23 protein-coding genes and 3 pseudogenes are annotated in these 19,970 nt (G+C 72.9%); 15 read left to right on the forward strand and 11 right to left on the reverse strand.

The window, feature by feature from the left end; translation table 11 throughout:
• Positions 1-44 precede the first annotated feature (44 nt).
• Together KUM38_RS07695 and KUM38_RS07700 are read left to right on the forward strand one after the other, a co-directional pair.
• Positions 45-1,073: an ATP-binding cassette domain-containing protein gene (locus tag KUM38_RS07695; protein ID WP_217128530.1), complete on the forward strand. Its 1,029-nt coding sequence runs from the start codon at positions 45-47 to the stop codon at positions 1,071-1,073.
• Positions 1,070-1,894, forward strand: a complete 825-nt coding sequence (locus tag KUM38_RS07700) for an ABC transporter permease (protein ID WP_217128531.1) — start codon at positions 1,070-1,072, stop codon at positions 1,892-1,894. The genes KUM38_RS07695 and KUM38_RS07700 overlap by 4 nt, the downstream gene beginning before the upstream one ends.
• On the opposite strand, the gene KUM38_RS07705 is transcribed toward KUM38_RS07700, so the two are convergent.
• Positions 1,895-5,173: a BTAD domain-containing putative transcriptional regulator gene (locus KUM38_RS07705; protein WP_217128532.1), complete on the reverse strand. Its 3,279-nt coding sequence runs from the start codon at positions 5,171-5,173 to the stop codon at positions 1,895-1,897. It abuts the gene before it with no gap.
• Between the two features lie 156 nt (positions 5,174-5,329).
• Here KUM38_RS07705 and KUM38_RS07710 point away from each other — a divergent pair, with 156 nt between their 5' ends.
• Entirely contained in the window at positions 5,330-6,130 is an 801-nt protein-coding gene (locus KUM38_RS07710) for a site-2 protease family protein (protein ID WP_217128533.1), read from the forward strand.
• Here KUM38_RS07710 and KUM38_RS07715 read toward each other — a convergent pair.
• Both KUM38_RS07715 and npdG read right to left on the reverse strand, forming a co-directional pair.
• Positions 6,120-6,377, reverse strand: coding sequence for a hypothetical protein (locus tag KUM38_RS07715; RefSeq protein ID WP_217128534.1), 258 nt, complete (start codon positions 6,375-6,377; stop codon positions 6,120-6,122). The genes KUM38_RS07710 and KUM38_RS07715 overlap by 11 nt on opposite strands.
• A gap of 4 nt (positions 6,378-6,381) precedes the next feature.
• Positions 6,382-7,101 carry an NADPH-dependent F420 reductase gene (gene npdG / locus KUM38_RS07720; protein WP_217128535.1) on the reverse strand — a complete coding sequence of 240 codons (720 nt, stop codon included), beginning with the start codon at positions 7,099-7,101 and terminating at the stop codon, positions 6,382-6,384.
• A 140-nt stretch (positions 7,102-7,241) separates the two neighbouring features.
• On the opposite strand from npdG, the gene KUM38_RS07725 reads away from it, so the two are divergent.
• Entirely contained in the window at positions 7,242-7,844 is a 603-nt protein-coding gene (locus KUM38_RS07725; RefSeq protein ID WP_217128536.1) for a hypothetical protein, read from the forward strand.
• A gap of 13 nt (positions 7,845-7,857) precedes the next feature.
• Here KUM38_RS07725 and KUM38_RS07730 read toward each other — a convergent pair whose 3' ends face one another.
• Positions 7,858-8,088, reverse strand: a complete 231-nt coding sequence (locus tag KUM38_RS07730) for a hypothetical protein (protein WP_217128537.1) — start codon at positions 8,086-8,088, stop codon at positions 7,858-7,860.
• Positions 8,089-8,171: 83 nt separating this feature from the next.
• Here KUM38_RS07730 and map point away from each other — a divergent pair, with 83 nt between their 5' ends.
• Entirely contained in the window at positions 8,172-9,029 is an 858-nt protein-coding gene (gene map, locus KUM38_RS07735) for a type I methionyl aminopeptidase (protein WP_217128538.1), read from the forward strand.
• 142 nt (positions 9,030-9,171) lie between these two features.
• A complete protein-coding gene (locus tag KUM38_RS07740) occupies positions 9,172-9,819 on the forward strand; it encodes a heme oxygenase (biliverdin-producing) (RefSeq protein WP_217128539.1) in 648 nt (215 codons plus the stop codon).
• Positions 9,820-10,078: 259 nt separating this feature from the next.
• Here KUM38_RS07740 and KUM38_RS07745 read toward each other — a convergent pair whose 3' ends face one another.
• Entirely contained in the window at positions 10,079-10,258 is a 180-nt protein-coding gene (locus KUM38_RS07745; protein ID WP_217128611.1) for a hypothetical protein, read from the reverse strand.
• A 21-nt stretch (positions 10,259-10,279) separates the two neighbouring features.
• On the opposite strand from KUM38_RS07745, the pseudogene KUM38_RS07750 reads away from it, so the two are divergent.
• Positions 10,280-10,576, forward strand: a pseudogene (locus KUM38_RS07750) (DUF5753 domain-containing protein); the annotation flags it as partial.
• 2 nt (positions 10,577-10,578) lie between these two features.
• Positions 10,579-10,797: a DUF397 domain-containing protein gene (locus tag KUM38_RS07755; protein ID WP_217128540.1), complete on the forward strand. Its 219-nt coding sequence runs from the start codon at positions 10,579-10,581 to the stop codon at positions 10,795-10,797.
• Here KUM38_RS07755 and KUM38_RS07760 read toward each other — a convergent pair.
• The 3 genes and pseudogenes from KUM38_RS07760 to KUM38_RS07770 form a co-directional block, all read right to left on the reverse strand.
• On the reverse strand, positions 10,782-11,426 hold the full coding sequence (locus tag KUM38_RS07760; protein ID WP_217128541.1) for a PhzF family phenazine biosynthesis protein: 645 nt from the start codon (positions 11,424-11,426) through the stop codon (positions 10,782-10,784). The genes KUM38_RS07755 and KUM38_RS07760 overlap by 16 nt on opposite strands.
• Entirely contained in the window at positions 11,423-12,124 is a 702-nt protein-coding gene (locus KUM38_RS07765) for a phosphotransferase (RefSeq protein ID WP_217128600.1), read from the reverse strand. The genes KUM38_RS07760 and KUM38_RS07765 overlap by 4 nt, the downstream gene beginning before the upstream one ends.
• A gap of 101 nt (positions 12,125-12,225) precedes the next feature.
• Positions 12,226-12,725 (reverse strand): annotated as a pseudogene (locus tag KUM38_RS07770) (HtaA domain-containing protein); the annotation flags it as partial.
• 133 nt (positions 12,726-12,858) lie between these two features.
• Here KUM38_RS07770 and KUM38_RS07775 point away from each other — a divergent pair.
• The 5 genes and pseudogenes from KUM38_RS07775 to KUM38_RS07790 all read left to right on the forward strand — a co-directional run bounded on the left by KUM38_RS07775 (position 12,859) and on the right by KUM38_RS07790 (position 16,102).
• Positions 12,859-13,032: a hypothetical protein gene (locus tag KUM38_RS07775; RefSeq protein WP_217128542.1), complete on the forward strand. Its 174-nt coding sequence runs from the start codon at positions 12,859-12,861 to the stop codon at positions 13,030-13,032.
• Between the two features lie 17 nt (positions 13,033-13,049).
• A complete protein-coding gene (locus tag KUM38_RS07780) occupies positions 13,050-14,111 on the forward strand; it encodes an iron ABC transporter permease (RefSeq protein WP_254396846.1) in 1,062 nt (353 codons plus the stop codon).
• A gap of 14 nt (positions 14,112-14,125) precedes the next feature.
• The gene (locus KUM38_RS07785; RefSeq protein WP_217128601.1) at positions 14,126-15,001 is read left to right on the forward strand and encodes a heme ABC transporter ATP-binding protein; all 876 of its coding nucleotides are present in this window, start codon (positions 14,126-14,128) and stop codon (positions 14,999-15,001) included.
• A pseudogene (locus tag KUM38_RS41650) lies at positions 14,997-15,144 on the forward strand (iron transporter); the annotation flags it as partial. The gene KUM38_RS07785 and the pseudogene KUM38_RS41650, both read left to right, overlap by 5 nt.
• On the forward strand, positions 15,107-16,102 hold the full coding sequence (locus tag KUM38_RS07790) for a hypothetical protein (RefSeq protein ID WP_217128544.1): 996 nt from the start codon (positions 15,107-15,109) through the stop codon (positions 16,100-16,102). The pseudogene KUM38_RS41650 and the gene KUM38_RS07790, both read left to right, overlap by 38 nt.
• Before the next feature lie 48 nt (positions 16,103-16,150).
• On the opposite strand, the gene KUM38_RS07795 is transcribed toward KUM38_RS07790, so the two are convergent.
• Positions 16,151-16,888 carry a bifunctional DNA primase/polymerase gene (locus KUM38_RS07795; RefSeq protein ID WP_217128545.1) on the reverse strand — a complete coding sequence of 246 codons (738 nt, stop codon included), beginning with the start codon at positions 16,886-16,888 and terminating at the stop codon, positions 16,151-16,153.
• Positions 16,889-17,100: 212 nt separating this feature from the next.
• On the opposite strand from KUM38_RS07795, the gene KUM38_RS07800 reads away from it, so the two are divergent.
• The gene (locus tag KUM38_RS07800; RefSeq protein WP_217128546.1) at positions 17,101-17,973 is read left to right on the forward strand and encodes a glycerophosphodiester phosphodiesterase; all 873 of its coding nucleotides are present in this window, start codon (positions 17,101-17,103) and stop codon (positions 17,971-17,973) included.
• Between the two features lie 22 nt (positions 17,974-17,995).
• On the opposite strand, the gene KUM38_RS07805 is transcribed toward KUM38_RS07800, so the two are convergent.
• Entirely contained in the window at positions 17,996-18,613 is a 618-nt protein-coding gene (locus KUM38_RS07805) for a TetR/AcrR family transcriptional regulator (protein WP_217128547.1), read from the reverse strand.
• Between the two features lie 100 nt (positions 18,614-18,713).
• Here KUM38_RS07805 and KUM38_RS07810 point away from each other — a divergent pair, with 100 nt between their 5' ends.
• Positions 18,714-18,971, forward strand: a complete 258-nt coding sequence (locus tag KUM38_RS07810; RefSeq protein ID WP_217128612.1) for a DUF6243 family protein — start codon at positions 18,714-18,716, stop codon at positions 18,969-18,971.
• On the opposite strand, the gene KUM38_RS07815 is transcribed toward KUM38_RS07810, so the two are convergent.
• The gene (locus tag KUM38_RS07815) at positions 18,911-19,909 is read right to left on the reverse strand and encodes a small ribosomal subunit Rsm22 family protein (RefSeq protein ID WP_217128548.1); all 999 of its coding nucleotides are present in this window, start codon (positions 19,907-19,909) and stop codon (positions 18,911-18,913) included. The two genes, KUM38_RS07810 and KUM38_RS07815, sit on opposite strands and share 61 nt — an antisense overlap.
• Positions 19,910-19,970 lie beyond the last annotated feature (61 nt).

The following is a 19,970-nucleotide window of genomic DNA, read 5'->3' on the forward strand; positions in this document are numbered from 1 at the left end:
GGGATGTCGGGGGTTTGTCGGTGGGGGGCGGCAGAGTCGGGGGCATGAAGCGAAACGACAATGACCTGGGGGGCGCGGGGAACGCCGTCACCGTGCGGGGGCTGGTCAAGCACTACGGGGAGACCAAGGCGCTGGACGGGGTCGACCTGGATGTGCGTGAGGGCACCGTGATGGGGGTGCTCGGGCCGAACGGGGCCGGGAAGACCACGCTGGTGCGGATCCTGTCCACCCTGCTCACGCCGACCGCCGGACACGCCACCGTCGCCGGGTACGACGTGGTCCGTCAGCCGAGGCAGCTGCGCCGGGTGATCGGGCTGACCGGGCAGTACGCCTCCGTGGACGAGAAGCTTCCGGGCTGGGAGAACCTGTATCTGATCGGGCGGCTGCTCGACCTGTCCCGCAAGGAGGCCCGGTCCCGCGCCGACGAGCTGCTGGAGCGGTTCTCGCTCACCGACGCGGCACGGCGCCCGGCGGCCACCTACTCGGGCGGTATGCGGCGGCGCCTGGACCTGGCCGCCTCGATGATCGGCCGGCCGGCCGTGCTGTACCTGGACGAGCCGACCACGGGACTGGACCCCCGTACCCGCAACGAGGTGTGGGACGAGGTCAAGCGGCTGGTCGGGGACGGGGTGACGGTGCTGCTGACCACCCAGTACATGGAGGAGGCCGAACAGCTCGCCTCCGAGCTGACCGTCGTGGACCGGGGCAAGGTCATCGCGAGCGGCGGCATCGAGGAGCTGAAGGCCAAGGTCGGCGGCCGTACGCTGCGGGTCCGCCCGGCCGATCCGCTGCAGCTGCGCCCGCTGGCGGACGCCCTCGACGCGCTGGGTGTCACCGGGCTCGCCACGACCACCGTGGACACCGAGCGGGGTGCCGTGCTCGTCCCGGTGCTCAGTGACGAGCAGCTGACCGCCGTGGTCGGCGCGGTCACCGAGCGCGGCATCACGCTCAGCTCCATCACCACCGAACTGCCCAGCCTGGACGAGGTGTTCCTGTCCCTCACCGGCCACCGCGCCGGTGCCCCGCAGGACACCGTGTCCGCCGAGACCCACGAGGAGGTCGTCGCCGTATGAGCGCCACCACCGCCGTCACCGCCGCCGACCTCCGCGCGGACGCGCGCATCCCGCTGCGCGGGCATCTGCGCCACACCGGTGCCCTGGTGCGCCGCAATCTGCTGTGGATACGGCAGGACCCGGAGTCGATGTTCGACGCCGTGCTGTTCCCGGTCGTCTTCACCCTGCTGTTCGTGTACGTCTTCGGCGGCTCGATCGGGCAGTCGCTGGGCGGCGGGCAGGAGGCGTACGTGCAGTACATCGTGCCCGGACTGATGGCCATGATGGGCATGAACATGGCCCAGGGAGTGGGCACCGGCTTCAACCAGGACTTCAACACCGGGGTCATGGACCGTTTCCGGTCGCTGCCGATCGGGCGCGGCTCGGTGCTGTTCGCCAAGATCTCCGTCGAGATGATGCGGATGCTGATCGCCACCGCCATCCTGATGGTCGTCGGTGTGCTCGTCGGCTTCGACATCACCAACTGGCCGGGGCTGTTCGCGGCCGTGGGACTGTCCGCGGTGTTCGGCTCGGCCCTGATGTGGATCTTCCTCACGCTGGGTGTGGTGATGAAGAACGCGCAGTCGGTGCAGGCGATGGGCTTCCTGGTGCTGATGCCGCTGCAGTTCGGCTCGTCGATCTTCGCGCCGACCCAGTCGATGCCGGGTTGGCTGGAGTCCTTCACCCAGGTCAACCCGCTGTCCGCGCTGGCGGACGCCGCGCGCGGGCTGATGGTGGGCGGCCCGGTCGCCCACGACCTGTGGATGACGCTGGCCTGGTCGGTGGGGATCACGGCGGTGATGGCGCCGATCGCGATCCACAAGTTCCGTACGAAGAGCTGATCACGCCGGTTCGAGCAGGGCGGCGGCCTCCTCCGGGGAGAGGCCGGCGCCCTCGGCGTACGCGGTGTCGTACGCCGCGCCGCCGAGTGCCGCCCGGACACGTGCCTCGGCGCGTTCGCGCACCTGGCGTTCCACCTGCCCGGCGTGGTGTTCGGGCGGCAGCCAGGAGTCGGCCGCGCCGAGGCAGCGTGCCGCGTCCCGGGCGCGCCGCCCGCCGTCGACTCCGGCGAGGGCGACGGCGCCCGTGGTGACGTACGCCGAGCGCATGTGGGGTGCCATGGCGGCGGACAGCGGGTCGCCCGCCTGGCGGAGTGCCTCGCGGACGATCGTCAGGGCCCGCTCGTCGTTGCCGTCGACCACCTCCAGCCAGCCCTCGGCGCCGAGGATGAACGCGTCGAAGACGACGTAGTGCGCGAGGCGGAACTCCTCGCGCAGCGCCCGCAGGTGCTCCCGCGCCTCCGCGGTGCGCCCGGTCGTGGAGAGCCAGCCGGCCAGGAAGAGCCGGGCGGCGGGCAGCGCCTCGGTGTGCCGGCCCCTGGTGTCGTCGATGACCTCGCGCAGCAGCCGCTCACCGCGCTCCGAGTCGCCCGCCTCCAGCAGGGCGGCACCCAGCCGGGCGGTGAGTACGGCCGTGTGGGCCCGGGCGCCGAGGCGGTCGGCGTGCTCGATCGCCGCCTCGAAGTCCGCGGCCGCGGCCTCGTACGCGCCGACGCGTTCGAGGGCCTCGCCGCGCGCGGAGTGGGCCTCGGCGATGCCCCAGGTGTCGCCGAGCCGACGGTGGATCTCCAGGGCCTCGTCGGCGTCGCGACGGGCGTCGCCGGCCCAGTCGCTGCGGTTGGCCAGGAAGTTGGCGCGCAGTTGGAGGTTGGAGGCCAGCTCCCACTCGAAGCCGGGGTTCTCCCGGCAGGTGCGGATCGCCGCGTCGACCACGTGGCGCAGCCGCTCCATGTCGCCGGTCAGCATCACGGCGAACACCCAGAGCAGGCCGGGCGGCCGGCAGACCTGCGGCATGCCCGGCTCGTACGTCGCGCCGACGAGGCGCAGCTTGTGCTGTGCCTGCGGGGTCTGCCAGTCGTCGAGTTCGGTGTCCATGTGGGCCAGGTGGGCCAGGTGCACCCCGCGGCGGGCCTCGGCGAGGAGCTCGCCGGTCATCGGGGGCGGGGCGTCGGTGCAGCGCTGCCACAGCGGGGCGGCGGGCCGCACCGGTTCGGTGAACGGGTCGGGGGCGAGGGCCATGACCTCGGAGCACCAGTTGCGGGCCTCGATGCGCAGATCGCGCATCTGCCAGTACCAGACGAGCGACAGGGTGATGCAGAGCGCCTCCTGCTCGTCGCGCAGGGCGAGGGCGTGGCGCAGGGCCGTGCGGATGTTCTCGTACTCCCGCTCCAGCCGTGCGATGGCGGCCACCTGGTGCGGGCCGCGCAGCATCGGCTCGGTGGTGCGGGCGAGTTCACGGAAGTACGTCAGGTGCGCCCGCTCCGCCTCCGCGCGCCGGCCGGACTCGTCGAGGCGTTCGCCGGCGTACTCGGCGACGGTCTCCAGGAGCCGGTAGCGCATCTCGCCGTCGCCCGAAGGGGCGGCCACCACGAGGGACTTGTCGACGAGGGAGCCGAGCGCGTCGAGGGCGACCGGTCCGCAGACGGCCTCGGCTGCGGCGAGGTCGCAGCCGCCCGCGAAGACCGAAAGGCGGCCCAGTACGTCGCGTTCGTCCTCGTCGAGCAGGTCCCAGGACCAGTCGACGACGGCCCGCAGGGTCTGCTGCCTGGGGAGGACGGTGCGGCTGCCGGAGGTGAGCAGCCGGAAGCGGTCGTCGAGCCGGTCGGCGATCTGGCGCGGGGTGAGCATCCGCAGCCGGGCGGCGGCGAGTTCGATGGCCAGGGGCAGTCCGTCGAGGCGGCGGCAGATCTCCGCGCAGGCCGCCGCGGTGTCGGCGTCGGCGTCGGTGCGGAAGCCGGGGCGGGCGGCGGCGCCCCGGTCGGCGAGCAGGCGCAGCGCGACCGGCTCGGGCAGCGGCTCCACCGGGCGCAGCAACTCACCGCGCACGCCGAGCGGTTCGCGGCTGGTGGCGAGGACGGTGAGCTCGGGGCAGCGTTCCAGCAGCGTCTGAACGAGGTGGGCGGCGGCCTCGACGACGTGCTCGCAGTTGTCCAGGATCAGCAGCATGCGGCGCGGTCCGCAGTGCTCGGCGAGACGCTCCACCGGGTCGTCGTGCCGTTCGGTGACGGCCCGCATGCTCTCGGCGCCGGCGCCGTAGAGCACGGTCTCGCGGGCGCCGACGGCGGTGAGGACGGCCTCGGGGACGGCGTCGGGGTCGTCGACCGGGGCGAGTTCGGCGAGCCACGCGCCGTCGGGGAGGGTCTGCCGTACGGTCTCGGCGGCCTCCTGCGACAGCCGGGTCTTGCCGGCCCCGCCCGGCCCGAGCAGGGTCACCAGGCGGGCGGCGGTGAGGTCCGCGCGGATGGTCTCGATGTCGGCCTCCCGGCCGACGAACGAGGTCAGCCGGGCCCGCAGGTTGCCGGGCGGCGCACCGACCCGGGTTCTGGGCGCCGGCCCGGGTTTCAGCAACTCGGCGTGGAGTGCGCGCAGTTCGGCGCCGGGGTCGGAGCCGAGGCGGTCCGCGAGCAGGCGTCGTACGTCCTCGAAGGCGGCCAGGGCCTCGGCGGTGCGGCCCGTGTCGCGCAGGGCGCGCAGCCGCAGCGCCTGGAGGGGTTCGTCGAGGGGGTGGCCCTCGCACAGCGCGGTCAGCTCGGGCAGGGACTGCTCGGCGTCGCCGAGGGCGAGGGCGGCGGTGTGCCGGGCGCGCAGTACGTCCAGGTGCCGGGTCGCCAGGCGGGCCGTGTCGGCGGTGCGGTCGGGCAGACCGGTGAGGGCGGGGCCGCGCCACAGGGTGAGGGCGTCGTCGAGGACGGCGGCCGCTTTCGCGGCGTCCCCGTCGGCCAGGGCGCGCAGGCCGTCGCCGGCCAGCCGCTCGAAACGGTGCAGGTCGATGTCGTCGGGTGCGGCGGTCAGCCGGTAGCCGCCGTCGACGGAGGCGATCTGGTCCGCGCCGAGCGTCCGGCGCAGCCGCCCCACCAGCGCCTGCAGCGCCCCGGTCGCGTCGGCCGGCGGATCACCGTCCCAGACCTCGTCGACCAGCAGGCCCACGGGCACGGTGCGCCCCGTCCGCAGGGCGAGCACGGTCAGCAGGGCACGCAGCCGCGCCCCGCCGACCGGGACGACGGTGCCGTCGGGACGGAGTGCCTGGGTGGTGCCGAGGATGCGGTAGCGCACGGGGTCCATTCTCTCCGGTGACGGCCGGGACGGTCACAGGGGCCGGGAGGGGGGCGTTGTCGTCCCCCACCCTGGGTGGAACCGGCGGCGTGCGCGAGACGTTTTCACCGTGCGCCCGGTACCGTCGGGCAGTCCCCGCGTGTGCCCGACTGTCCGAGGAGTCTCATGACCACCGCCGCCACCCGTCACAGCGACCGGAGGATCAGCCCGGTCTTCCTGGGGATCCTGGCCGTGACGGCGGTCACCGGGTGGGCCACCTGGACCGGGTTCGCGGAGCAACCCGGGGTCGCCGTGTTCCTGTTCGTGACGGCCGCCTGGATCGTCTCCCTGTGCCTGCACGAGTACGCGCACGCGCGCACGGCGCTGCACAGCGGTGACATATCGGTCGGCGCGAAGGGCTACCTCACGCTGAACCCGATGAAGTACACGCACGCCCTGCTGAGCATCGTGCTCCCGGTCGTCTTCGTGATCATGGGCGGGATCGGTCTGCCGGGCGGTGCCGTGTTCATCGAGCGCGGGCGGATCCGGGGGCGGTGGCGGCACAGCCTGATCTCCGCTGCGGGCCCGCTGACGAACGTGCTGTTCGCGGTCGTGTGCACGGCGCCGTTCTGGCTGGGGGCGCTGGACGGCGTACCGGCCGGCTTCCGGTTCGCGCTGGCGTTCCTGGCGCTGCTCCAGGTGACGGCCGCGATCCTGAACTTCCTGCCGGTGCCGGGTCTCGACGGCTACGGCGTGATCGAGCCCTGGCTGTCGTACAAGGTCCGGCGGCAGGTGGAGCCGTTCGCCCCGTTCGGTCTGCTGTTCGTGTTCGCGCTGCTGTGGGTGCCGTCGGTGAACGGCGCGTTCTTCGACGTGATCGACTCGCTGCTGGGGACGCTGGGGATCGACGAGTTCGACACGTACTGCGGCTACGACCTGTTCCGCTTCTGGCGGGAGACGAGCGGGTACTGCTCGGTCAGCCCGTGACCGGCTTGCCGTCCCGCTCGACCGCCCGCCCGCGCCGCACGTAGTACCAGGTCATGTTGGACGACAGGCCCACCAGCAGCACCCAGACGATGCCGATGAACACGCTGCCCCGCACGAAGGAGATGACGGCCGCGGCGACGGCGAGGAGGCAGACGGCGAGGGCGTAGAGGGCGAGGCGGGGCATGGCTGCGGGCTCCTGTCGGGGGGACACTGCTGAGGCACTGCTACGGCCTCCAGTGTCCCCCATCGCCTCATACGTCCGTGACGCGGAGCCCGGCGTGTGCCTTGTAGCGGCGGTTGACGGAGATCAGGTTGGCGACCAGCGACTCCACCTGGTGGGCGTTGCGCAGCCGCCCGGCGAAGATGCCCCGCATGCCCGGAATGCGCCCGGCCAGCGCCTGCACGATCTCGACATCGGCGCGGACCTCGCCGAGCACCATCACATCGGTGTCGATCTCGTCGATCTCCGGGTCCTGGAGCAGGACGGCCGACAGGTGGTGGAAGGCGGCGGTGACCCGGGAGTCCGGGAGCAGCGCGGCGGCCTGCTGGGCGGCGCTGCCCTCCTCCGGCTTCAGCGCGTAGGCGCCCTGCTTGTCGAAGCCGAGCGGGTTGACGCAGTCCACGACGAGCTTGCCGACCAGCTCCTCGCGCAGGGATTCCAGCGTCTTGCCGTGGCCGTCCCACGGCACGGCGACGATCACGATGTCGCTGCGCCGGGCGGTCTCGGCGTTGTCGGCGCCCTCGACGCCGTGGCCGAGCTCCTCGGCGGCGGCCTGCGCGCGCTCGGCGGCCCGGGAGCCGATGATCACCTTCTGGCCGGCCTTGGCGAGCCGGTACGCGAGGCCCTTGCCCTGCGGTCCGGTGCCGCCGAGCACGCCGACGACGAGCCCGGAGACGTCGGGCAGGTCCCAGGGGTCCTTGGCGGGGGCCTTCGCGGGCTTCTGTGCATTGTCGCTGTCACTGGAGGTCATGGCCCGACTGTACGTCCGTGACGGCACCGCGTCCGGCGGGCGTGAGCCCCGTCACGCGGCCCGGGCCGTGTCCCCGGTTCGGGCGAACCCGGTTCGAACACCGGGACGTGGAGGCGCGGTTGGGGGAAGGATGCGGCCGCATGGATGCCGTACGGGTCGCGCTGCTGCGGGACGTGCTCGCCGGGACGGAATGGCTGGGCGCCACCCGGCACTTCGCGGGGACGCTGCGCGGGTCGGTGGTCTCGCACGGGGGCGGGCTGCTGCTCGTGGGCACACCGGAGTACGAGCCGTGGCATCTGGCGGCGCACCTGGTGGACGAGGCCGCCTGGTCGGGCACACCGGAGCTGGCCCCCACGCTCGTACGGCACGACGCGCGCCCCTCGGACCCCGCACACCTGGCGGTGGGCCTGGGGCGCCTGGCGGCGGCGCGGCGGGGTGAGACGCTGCTGGTGGTGGCGCCCGGGGAGACGGCCGCCCCGCTCCTCGACCGGGTGTGCGACGCCCGCCGGGCCGGGGCGACGGTGCTGTCCCTCGGCCCCGGTGAGGGTGAGCTCCCGGCGATGGCCCACGAGGTCCTGCCCGTGCCCGACGGTTCCGAGCTGGACCTGGACACCGTGCAGCACCTGGTCAGCGCGGCGGCCGGCGAGGACGTCCTGCCGGCCCGCCGGGGCCCCCGCCGCTTCCGGGACCGGCTGTCGCGGCTGGCCGACCTGCTGACGGCCCCGCCGCCGACGCGCTGGTAGCCGCCCGGCGCGGTCAGCCCTCGTCCCGCTCGCCCGCGGGGGCGTCGCGCCACCTGGAGTCGTTCTCCCACTGGAGATTGCGCTCGCGGGCCGTCTCCATGGCGTGCTCGGCCTCGGTGCGGCTCGCGTACGGGCCGAAGCGGTCCTTGCCGGGGCAGTCGGGGCCCTCCTCGACCTTCTTGTGCTCCAGGCAGTAGTACCACTCGCCCGGCTTTCCGACCGTCCGCTTCTTGAACAGGGGCATGACCGGCTCCTCTCACCGTCTCACCGTCTCACCGTCTCGCCAGGAAGATGGTCCCCCGTCGCCGCTGAATTAGACTCGCCGGCATGTCTGGCCAGTCGCTGCTCGTCCCTGGGGAGCTGTCCCCCACCCGTTCCGTGCCCGGGAACATCCGTCGTCCCGAGTACGTCGGCAAGCCCGCCCCGACTCCGTACACCGGTCCGGAGGTGCAGACGCCCGAGACGGTCGAGGCGATGCGGACCGCCGGCCGGATCGCCGCGCGGGCGATGGAGGAGGCCGCGAAGCTGATCGCGCCCGGTGTGACGACGGACGAACTGGACCGGGTGGCGCACGAGTACATGTGCGACCACGGCGCCTACCCGTCGACGCTCGGTTACCGCGGCTTCCCCAAGTCGCTGTGCACGTCGGTCAACGAGGTGATCTGCCACGGCATCCCGGACACGACGGTGCTGCGCGACGGCGACATCGTCAATCTGGACGTGACGGCGTACATCGGCGGGGTGCACGGCGACAACAACGCGACGTACCTGGTCGGGGAGGTGGACGAGGAGAGCCGTCTGCTGGTGGAACGCACCCGGGAGTCCCTCAACCGCGCGATCAAGGCGGTCAAGCCGGGCCGGCAGATCAACATCATCGGCCGGGTGATCGAGTCGTACGCGAAGCGGTTCGGCTACGGGGTGGTCCGCGACTTCACCGGCCACGGCATCAACACGTCCTTCCACTCGGGCCTGATCATCCCGCACTACGACAGTCCGCACGCGACGACGGTGATGCAGCCGGGGATGACGTTCACCATCGAGCCGATGCTGACGCTGGGGACCCACGAGTACGACATGTGGGACGACGGCTGGACGGTGGTCACGAAGGACCGCAAGCGCACGGCCCAGTTCGAGCACACGCTGGTCGTGACGGACACGGGCGCGGACATCCTGACGCTGCCGTAGCCCTTCCCCGTCCCTCCTGGTCCCCTCGGCCCGCCCTCTTCCGGAGGGCGGGCTTTTCCATGCCGTGGCAGAGTGGAAGTTACCGACAACCCGTCGGCAAGCCATTGACTTAGGTAAGCCTAACCATAGAAGATCTGGACTCATGGACTCCTTCTCGACCCTCATCCGCACCGCCTCCCACGAGCAGCACATGGAGGCGGAGACGTCGACGTTCATGAGCGATCTGCTGGGAGGCCGGCTGGGCGTGGACGCGTACGCGCGCTACACCGAGCAGCTGTGGTTCGTGTACGAGGCGCTGGAGTCCGGCGCACAAGGGCTGACGTCGGACCCGGTGGCGGGCCCGTTCATCCAGCCGGAACTGTTCCGCCTGCCCTCCCTGGAACGCGACCTGGCCCACCTGCGCGGCCCCGGCTGGCGCTCCACGCTGACCGCCCTCCCCGCCACCCGCGCCTACGCGGCCCGCGTCGCCGAGTGCGCCCGCACCTGGCCGTCCGGCTACGTCGCCCACCACTACACCCGCTACCTGGGCGACCTCTCCGGCGGCCAGATCATCCGCGGCAAGGCGGAGAAGACGTGGGGCTTCGAGCGGAAGGGCGACGGCGTCCGCTTCTACGTCTTCGAGGACATCTCCAACCCGGCGGCCTTCAAGCGGGGTTACCGCGAACTCCTGGACGCGGTCCCGGCGGACGACCTGGAGAAGCAGCGGATCGTGACGGAGTGCAAGCGGGCGTTCGCACTGAACACGGACGTGTTCCGGGCACTGGGCGAGGAGTTCCCGCTGTCGGCGTGACGCCCTGAGCTTTTCCGTGACCTCACCACAGCAACGCGAGGTGGGGGAAACACCTTCTGCCGAAAGTGTGAGCAGTGGGCAGGGTGATGTCAGCCAGGCGCTCGGATGAGCGACATGTGGACAGTGAGGGCTGAAATGCTCGCGCTTTTCAAGTGAGTGGGGCAGCGGGGGCTTCTCGACGCTTTTCGTTCCAGACGTCATGGGGGACCAGGACGGCTTGGACGATGGCGCGGATTCGGCCCGGTGCCGGAGATCCACATCATCCGGAGCACTCCCCCGTCCGTACGGCCAACGGTTCGGCCGCGTGCACCCGCAGTACGGGGCCGTCGTCGAACTCCAGCACCACGGCGGGACCGCCGGCCGCGTACTGGTCGCCGCGCACGCGCCGCACGGTGCGCCACTGACCCCACACCCGCACCTTCTGCCCCGTCCGGACCATGACCGCCGCCACCTCGCGCAGCTCAGCGACACCTGCATCGATCAGATCGAGATGGAGGCCATCTGCAGCAGCATCCGGACGTACCAGGTACAGCTGGTCCCCGGGCTCTTGCAGACGGAAGAGTACGGGCGGGCAGTCACGGTTGCCTCACGGGCATGGCAGACGCCCGAGGAGATCGACCAGTTCGTACGGGTGCGCCTCGCCCGTCAGGAACGGCTCGCCGGTGAGGGCCCCATCGAGTACTGGGCGGTGCTGGCGGAAGGTGTTCTGCACCAGCAGGTGGGCGGTGCCGACGTGATGAGGGCACAACTGCACCACTCATGAGCCACGAAGCCTTCAACCGTGCGACCACCGACACGGCGATATGGCGCAGGAGCAGTTACAGCGGCGGGCAGGGCGACTGCCTGGAACTCGCCCGCAACGTCCCCGCCCTCGCCCCCGTCCGTGACAGCAAGAACCCGGACGGCCCGGTGCTCCCCTTCGGCCGTGACGTCTGGGGCGTCTTCGTCATGCAGTGGAGCGGTCAGCGTTCCAGGTAGACCCGGCCGCCGATCTCCGTCCAGCCCTCCGGCTGGGGGGCGGTGAGGATCTGGGAGCCCGTGCCCTGGGTGATGTTCAGGGCCCGGCCCAATCGGTCGGTGAGGAGGAGGGCCGCCGCGCCGGTCGCCTCGTCCTCGTCGATGCCGTCGTCCCGGCCGGGGAAGGCGCGGGCCCGGATGCGGCCGGCCGGCTCGTCCAGCCAGGCCCAGGCGTAGATCCACTCCCCCTTCGGCGGCACGGGCAGGTCGTCGACCTCGGCGGCGCTCGCGTACTGGCGCAGGGTGCGCGGCGGCACCCACTCCGCCCGCGCCTCGATCCAGCAGAACTCCCCGTCCTGCCGGGCGCCCATCACCCCGGCGGGGACGACCAGCTCGGGCACGTCGAGCAGCCAGCCCGCGCCGACACAGGGGTGGCCGGCGAAGGGCAGGCGCAGGGTGGGGGTGTAGATGTCGATCACCCCGCGCTCGGGGTCGTCGACGAACACGGTCTCGCTGAACCCGAGCTTCGCGGCGAACGCCTGCCGGTCCTCCCGCTCGGGCATCACCGAACCGTCGCGGACGACACCGAGTTCATTGCCGTACCCGCCGCGAGGTCCGCAGAAGACACGCAGCACGTCGTAATCAGTCACGGGGGCATTGAAGCACCGCGCGGGCGGCGAGGTCGTCCCAGGCCGCGGGGCCGGTCGTCGACGCGACGCCGCAGCCAGGCCGCCTCCGCGGGTCTAAGGTTCGGGTCGGTCAGCTTGGCCTCGGCCGCGTCCCGCAGGAGTGGCCGAGGGTCGGTCCGGCAGCCCTTGCGAATGCTGTGGGTGAGCAGGCTCCGTCCGAGGCGGACGGTCAGTCCGGGGACCTCCGCGCTGCCGACGGTCACCATGGTCATCGCCACGTCCGCAGCGGGGTCGCCGGCGCCCGCGTTGCTCCAGTCGATGACTACAGGCCCCCGCCCGGTCAGCAGCACGTTGCCCGGATGCAGGTCCAGATGCAGCACCCGGTCGTCGCCCGTCGTCGCGAACCGCCGGGGCAGCCACTGCGGCGCCGGCAACGCGTGCAGCCGGTCGTGGAGGCCACCCAGGGCCCGGCCGAGGGAGCCGACCTGCCATGGACGCCGGGCCAGCGCCTCCAGCATCGTCGGGCCGGTCAGCCGTTCCAGAACCATGTCGGTGCCGGTGACTTCATACACCTTCGGCACGGGATACCCACAGCCCGCCAGATGGGTCATCAACCGCGCTTCCCGCTCCGTCGGTCCACCCCGCCGATAACGCCGCAACACCCTGGACTCGTCCAGGGCGTACACGTCGGCGTCCCGCCCCCGTGCGATCAACTCCATGTCCAGCAGTCTGGCAGAGGCACGTGGGGCGGGGGCGGTGGAGGCGGTGGGGTCCGTGTCGTTGTCGTCGGGCAGGTTCGCGTCGGCGGTCAGGGCGACCGAGAGGTCGACCGGGTCGAGGGTGCTCCCGGCCGTGTAGTACCCGGCGAAGGACTCGGCGCCCTGCGCGGTGAGCGTCGCGGGCAGGTTGTTCAGGACGACGGACGTGCCGCCGCCGCGCATGTCGATCCCGCCCAGGGAGAAGGAGGCGAAGGGCACTTGGCGGGGACGTCGTGACCGTCCCGGTGCCCTTCGCCTTGCTGGTGACGTCCACGTACGGCGTGCCGGTGGAGCCCGAGGTGCTCACCGCGGGGCGGCTGAGGGTGAGGTCGAACTGGTACGTCCCCGTCGCCGAGTGGAAGCGGAAGCCGCTGCCGCCGACGGTCGCCGCGCCGTCCGTGAGGGAGTAACTCCCCTTCGCCACGGGGCCGGTGACATAGCGCTGGAAGGAGGACTCGATGCCCCGGTCCAGCCGGCCGCCCCGAACGGTGCGTCCCTCGGCGTGTGCCGTGGCGGCCGGGAGGAGTGCGCCCAGGACGGCCGCGCGGAGCGCGGTCACCAGGGCACGCGGACGGGTGGGCTCGGCGGGCCCTCCGGAGACGACAGCCGGTAGCGAATGTAGGTAAGGCTAACCTAAGCTACCCCTCGGACAACATCCGCCACGGACGGAAGGAACGGACGGGACCGTGCGACGCTTGCGCAGTCGACCGGCGGGAGCACCGCTGCCCGTGCTCGCCCTCACCCTCACCGCGACCGCGTACGGAGGCGGCTCCGCCTCCGTCCACCTCATCGGCGGCAAGGGCTCCGGGCCACGTACGGACCGAGTGCCGGAGCCGGTCGCCACGCGGCTGTACGGCGGTGGCGCGTGACCGTCCTGGAGAAGACCCTGCGGGAGCCGGCGCCCCCGGTCGGCAGGCAACGGCACACCACCGCCTGGTTGTTGACCGCCTCACTCGCCGCCGCCCTGCTCGTCCTCGTCCCCGTGGCCGCCGGCACCGGCGCCTACCCCGTGCCCGTCGGTGACGTCCTCACCTCGGTGCAGCACCGGCTCGGGCTGGGCGGTGGCGAGCTGGACCGGGTCGCCGAGTCGGTGTTGTGGAACGTACGGTTCCCGCGGATCGTGCTAGCGCTGCTCGTCGGGGCCTCGCTGGGGTGCGCCGGTGCGCTGATGCAGGGCGTGTTCGGCAATCCGCTCGCCGAGCCGGGCGTCATCGGGGTCTCCTCCGGCGCGGCGGTGGGCGCGGTGGCGGCGATCGCGCTCGGGCTGGACTTCCTCGGCAACTGGACGGTTTCGGTCCTCGCGTTCGCCGCCGGGCTCGCCACCGTCCTGCTGGTGTACGCGATGTCCCGCTCGGGCGGCCGTACGGAGGTGGTGACGCTGATCCTCACCGGGATCGCGGTGAACGCCTTCGCGGGCGCCCTCATCGGGCTGTTCCTGTTCGTCGCGGACACCGCCGCCATCAACCAGATCACCTTCTGGCAGCTCGGCTCGCTCTCCCAGGCCACCTGGCCGAAGGTGCTCGCCGTCCTGCCGTGCGCGGCGCTCGGGCTGACCGTCGCGCCCCTGTACGCCCGCCGGCTCGACCTGCTGGCGCTCGGCGAACGGCCGGCCCGGCACCTGGGCGTGGACGTGGAGCGGCTGCGGATCGTGCTGGTGCTGGTCATCGCGCTGCTGACGGCGGCGGCCGTCAGCGTGTCGGGGATCATCGGGTTCGTCGGGCTGGTCGTACCGCATCTGCTGCGGATGGCGGCCGGGCCGGGGCACCGGTTCCTGCTGCCGGGCAGTGCGCTGCTGGGCGCGCTGGTGCTGCTCGCCGCCGACCTGACGGCCCGTACCGTCGCCGAGCCCGCCGAACTCCCCCTCGGTGTCCTCACGGCGCTGCTCGGCAGCCCGTTCTTCTTCTGGCTGCTGCGCCGCACCCGGCGCAGGCAGGGAGGCTGGGCGTGAGCCGTCCCCTGGGCATGATCCGCCTGCGCAACCGTCCCGTTCCGCCGGCCGCCCCCGAGCCCGGTGAGGTACTCGCCGAGGCCGAGGGGCTCTCCGTACGGCTCGGCGCCCGTGTGGTGCTCGCCGGTGTCGACCTCACCGTCCGCGCCGGCGAGGTCCTCGCCCTCGTCGGCCCCAACGGAGCCGGGAAGTCCACCCTGTTGAGCGCCCTCGCCGCCGATCTCCCGCCCACCACCGGCACCGTGCGGATCCACGGGCGTCCCGCGTCCGGCTGGTCCGCGCCCGAACTCGCGCTGCGCCGGGCCGTCCTGCCCCAGTCCGCGTCCCTCTCCTTCCCGTTCACGGTCGAGGAGGTGGTCCGCATGGGCCGGGCACCCTGGGCCGCCGCCGCCGCCCGGCCCGGCAAGGACGAGCACGGGGACGGGGACAAGGGCGGGGACGAGGACGAGGCCGCCGTGGCCGGGGCGATGGCCGCCACCGAGGTGACCGGCTTCGCCGCCCGCCCCTTCTCCGCGCTCAGCGGCGGCGAGCGGGCCCGGGTCGCGCTCGCCCGGGTGCTGGCCCAGCGCACGCCCCTCCTCCTGCTCGACGAACCGACCGCCGCGCTCGACCTGCGGCACCAGGAGTTGGTGCTGCGGCTGTGCCGGGCGCGGGCGCGGGCCGGTGACGCGGTGGTCGTCGTCCTGCACGACCTGGGACTCGCGGCGGCCCACGCGCACCGGGTGGCGGTCCTGCGCGCGGGCCGGGTCGCGGCCGACGGGCCACCGGAGGACGTCTTCACGCAGCGGCTGCTGTCGGAGGTGTACGAGCAGCCCGTCGAGGTGTTCCCGCACCCCCGCACGGGGGCGGTCCTGGTGCTTCCCGCGCGGGACGGATCGGCCTCCGCCTGATCCGGCCGTCCTCCAGGTCACGGTGTGGCCGCTGTACCCGGTCCCGGCGCTCGCGCTTTTCCTCGTCCCGGTAGGGTTCGCCTCCGGGAAGGGGGAAGGAACCGGATGACCAGGGATCTCGGCCTTCGAAGGCTCCGCAGGCACCTCAGGCACCGCAGGATCGACACGTGCGTGCTCGTGGTCGCCCTGTCGGTGACGGCGAGCGGCTGTGTGGTGGTGCACGGTGAGCGCGAGGTGCTCCCGGCCACCACCCGCGCCGAAGCCGCCAAGGCGCTCGAGGAGTTCACGGCCGCGTACAACGAGGCCGACAAGGCGTACGACAGTTCCCTGGACGCCGACCACACCACCGGCGCCCTCGCCGACATCGACGAGGCGCGGCTGAAGGCCGGGCGGGCCAACAGTCCGGAGGGCAACGCCTCGCACACGCCGCTGGAGCTGACGGACGCGAAGTTCACCATCCCCAAGAAGGCCGGTTGGCCGCGCTGGTTCCTCGCCGACGCGGCCGGCAACAAGGGCGGCGAGTCGCGCTGGCTGCTGGTGTTCACCCGCAACGGGCTGGACGAGACCTGGGAGGCGGCGTATCTGACGCTGGTCCTCCCGGAGGACATACCGGAGTTCAAGACCGACGAGGACGGCTGGGCCGAGGCGGTACCCGCCAACACGTCCGACGTGACCGTGCCGCCGGGCGAACTGAGCGAGGAATACACGTCGTTCCTCAAGGACGGCGGGGACGCCTTCTCGGACGGCCCGCACACCAGCGGGTGGCGGACCCAGCGCGCGAAGAAGTCGTCGCGGCCGGGGCTGGCCACGCAGTACATCGACGAGCCGGTGACGGACGGCGACTACGCGCCGCTGGCACTGCGCACGAAGGACGGCGGGGCGCTGGTGTTCTTCACCACCCGCCACTTCGAGAAGCAGACCGCCGCGGCCGGGGCGTCGGTGCCGACGCCGAACAAGGACGTGCTGGCGCTGACGACCGGGGAGATACGGCAGTCGCTGACGATGGAGTTCGTCTCCAACGAGGTGGCGCTGGACCCGGCCGACGGTGAGGTGGAGGTCCTGGGGCGGATCCAGGGACTGACGTCGGCGCAGGGCGAGTAAGCCTCTTCCGGAACCGGGCTCAGTGGCCCAGTGGCACAGGGGCCGGGCTCAGTGGCGCAGGGGCCAGGCCGTGCCTGCGTGGTCGGGCTGTTCGCCGACGTGGCGGGCGCAGGAGTCGGTGAGGACCTCCAGCAGGCTCAGCGGGTCCGGGAGCGGGTGCTCGGGGCCGCGTACCCAATGCACCGACTGGTCGTCGTCGCCGGGGAGGCGGGCGGGCGGTACGAGGACGTAGGAGCCACGGCAGTGCCAGCGCAGGCCGGGGTGCTCGTCCATGGTCTCCGGGTGGCAGTCCAGCTCGCACGGCCACCACTCGTCCTCGTCCTCGGGGGTGCCGCGGGTGAGGGTGAAGAACAGCATCCGGCCGTCGTCGCTCTCGGCGACGGGGCCGACCTCGACGCCGGCGTCGAGGAGGCGGGTGAGCGCCTCGCGGCCGGCGTCCAGGGGGACGTCGAGGACGTCGTGCACCATGCCGGTGGCGGTGATGAAGTTGGCCTGCGGCTGGTGGCGGGCCCAGCGCTCGATCTGGGCGCGGTCGGTGGTGGACTGCGTCTGCCAGGCGAACGACACCGGGTGCCGGGCGGGGGTGGGACAGCCCACGCGGTCGCAGGAGCAGCCGTATCCGGTGGCGGGGTGGGCGGCGGGCGCGAGCGGCAGTCCCGCTTCGGCGGCGGCGAGCAGCAGGGCCTCACGGCCGCCCTCGTCGGCGGCCTGCTTCGGGCGGCGTCCGCGCAGCCACTGGGAGAGCCTGCCCTGCCGGCCGGTCCGGCCGCCGAACTCCGCGCTCATCTATCCCCTCGCCTCGCCGTCGTGCCACACAGCATGCCCTATGGTCCCACGATCGTGCGCCTCGGGGGGCCGGAGCCCACAATCGGCGCAGGTGGGACGAGGGAGCACCGACGGGACGAGGGGTGACGAAGGGTACACGCGGCGAGGGGGCGTGCACCGGTTCGGGTGCCGTCGGGCGGTCCGCGGTGATCCGCGGACCTACCGTGGTCGTCATGGTCACAAGCGTCGCGTTGACGGGCCTGGCGGCCGTGGCTTCCGTGGTCTCGCTGACGCTCACGGGCCACGGCGGCGGCCGCCCGCTGGAGTGGGGGGCCGGGCCGCTGACGGTGGACTCGCTGCCCCGCGTCCCGTACGCCGCCCACCGGGGCGGGGCCCGCGAGGTGCCGGAGAACAGCATGTCGGGGCTGATGGCGGCGTACCGGCGCGGTACGGCGCAGGTGCTGGACTTCGACACGCGGGTGCTGCGGGACGGCACGCCGGTGGTCTTCCACGACGCGACCCTGAACCGCACGACCTTTCTGGGCGGCGAGGTGCGCGGCCTGGACGCCGGGGAGTGGCGGGGCGTACGGCTGCGTCCGCGCGACCGGCTGCCGGGGAGCTGGCGTTCGGAGCGGCCGCCGACGGTCGCCGAGGTGCTGGACCGGTTCGGCGGGCGGATCGTGCTGACGCTGGAGGCGAAGGATCCGCGCGGGGTCGACCGGCTGGCCGCGCTGATCCGTGCCCGCGGCCTGACCCGCTCGGTGTTCGTGAACACCAACGACCCCGGGGTCGCCCTCCGCGTCCACCGCATGGGCCTGCTGACCCAGTTGTGGCGCTCGGCCCGCCAGCTGCGCACCGACCGTCCCGAGCGCTGGCGCTCCTACGTGGACCTGCTCGACGTCGACGTCAAGGCGCGGGACGCCGATCTGCGGCGCGCGGTGCGCTCCGGCATCCCCCGGGTGTGGGCCCACACGGTCGTCACCCCGGCCCAGCGCGACCGCGCCCTGGCGCTGGGCTGCAACGGCGTCATCACGGACGCGCCGGGGCGGCTGGCCCGGCATCCGGCGCGGGTGCCGGGGAGGGTGAGCGCGGCGCCGGGGCGGTGAGGCCGTCGGCCGTCCGGGCCGGTCAGCGGGGTGCGAGGCCGTTGAGGGCGTAGTCGACGAGGGTGTCGGTGTAGTCGTAGGTGATCGGGCCCGTGTACTGGAGCCAGCGCTGGGCGAGGGGGGAGACGAAGAGTTCCAGGGCGATGCGCGGATCGACGTCGGGGCGGACGTCCCCGGCGTCCTGGGCGGAGCGCAGGCGCTCGACGTACAGCTGGAGCTGGGGTTCCAGCAGTCGGGCGACGAGCCTTCGGCCGAGTTCCTCGTTGACGACGCCCTCGGCGGCCAGCGCGCGGGAGGGGGCCTCGAAGGAGGGGTCCCGCAGCTCGTCGACCGTGGCGCGCAGGACGAGCTTGAGGTCTGCGGCGAGGTCGCCGGTGTCCGGGAAGGCGTACGGGACCTGGCCGGCCGTCGCTGCCGCCCGCTCGGCCATGTCGAGGAACGCCTCGAGGAGCACGTCCGCCTTCGACGACCACCACCGGTAGATCGTCTGCTTGCCGACTCCGGCGCGGGAGGCGATGCCCTCGATGGTGGTCTTCGGGTAGCCGACCTCGACGACCAGGGCGAGGGCGGCGTCGTAGATGGCCCGCCGGGAGCGCTCGCTGCGGCGGGTGGTGTCGGGGGCGGACTGGTGTGCGGCCATGGGACCGAATTTACCAGTTGACAAGACGGCGCGTCTCGCCGGACAGTGGTAGGCGTCGACAGCGAGACGATACGTCTCGTACTGATGAAGGGAAATCACCATGACCCGAGGCGGAGCCGGAAACATGCTGGGCGTCGGCGGCACCCGACAGCACCTGGGCCGCGAGGCCCTGCGCGGGGGCGGGCGCGGGGGGCGTGTCGGGGGCGGGCTCGACCCGCAGGCGCAGAAGCGCGAACTGCTGCGCAAGCTGCAGGAGAAGCGGCAGGAGGCGGACGAGGGGAAGGGGACGTCGCCCGGTCAGGCGTCGGCGCGCGGCGGCCAGGGGTCGCCCCAGTCGGTGTCCCGGGCCGACCGGTAGAGATCGCCGTGGCGCTTGGTCACGGTGGTGCGGCGCAGGGCCGGGTCCTTCTCGCACAGGTCGAGGAGGACCTGGCCCTTGCGGATCTGCGGCTTGCGGACGACGCGGGCGGGGGCCGGGGTCACCGGGAGGCGGGTGGCGGCGACGTAGCTGAACTTCTCGTCCTCGTAGGCGAGGGAGCCGCCCTTGATCTGGCGGTGCAGGGAGGAACGGCTGACCCGCGCGGAGAAGTGGCACCAGTCCGTGCCGGGGACGATGGGGCAGGCGGCGCTGTGCGGGCAGGGGGCGGCGACGTGGAAGCCGGCGGAGACCAGGCGGTCACGGGCCTCGATGACGCGGGCGTAGCCGTCGGGGGTGCCGGGTTCGACGATCACGACGGACTGCGCGGCGCCGGCGGTGGCGTCGACGAGGGCGGCGCGGTCGGGGGCGGTGAGCTCGTTGAGGACGTAGGAGACGGTGACGAGATCGGTGCTCTCGAGGGTGAGCTCCGATCCGATACGAGAGCGGTGCCAGCGGGCGCCGTGCAGGGCGGGGTTGGCGGCGGCGAGTTCCCGGCCGAGGGCGAGGGCGGGCTCGGCCCAGTCGAGGACGGTCACGGGGCGCTCCCCGTCCCAGGTCGCGCTCACCGCCCAGGCCGCGGCGCCGGTGCCGCCGCCGACGTCCACGTGGTCGCCGGGCGCCCACCCCGGCACGGCGTCCGCGAACGCCTCCAGCGCGGACCGCACCGCCTCGAACGTCGCGGGCATCCGGTAGGCGGCGTACGCGGCCACGTCGGCCCGGTCCCGCAGGATCGGCGCCTCGGTCGGGGTGGCGCCCCGGTAGTTGGCGATCAGCCGCTCGACGGCCTGCGCGGCCTGCCGCGCCGGAAGCCCGTCGAGCAGCCCGGCGAGGGCGGTACGGAGAGTCTCGGCGGTGGGCGGGGAGGCGAGGGCGTTCACCCGGCGATTCTACGAGGACGCGTCAGGGTGGGGCGTCGCTCACGTCGGGGAGCATCGTTCA

This window comes from Streptomyces sp. AC558_RSS880, from assembly GCF_019049255.1.
Classification (GTDB): domain Bacteria; phylum Actinomycetota; class Actinomycetes; order Streptomycetales; family Streptomycetaceae; genus Streptomyces.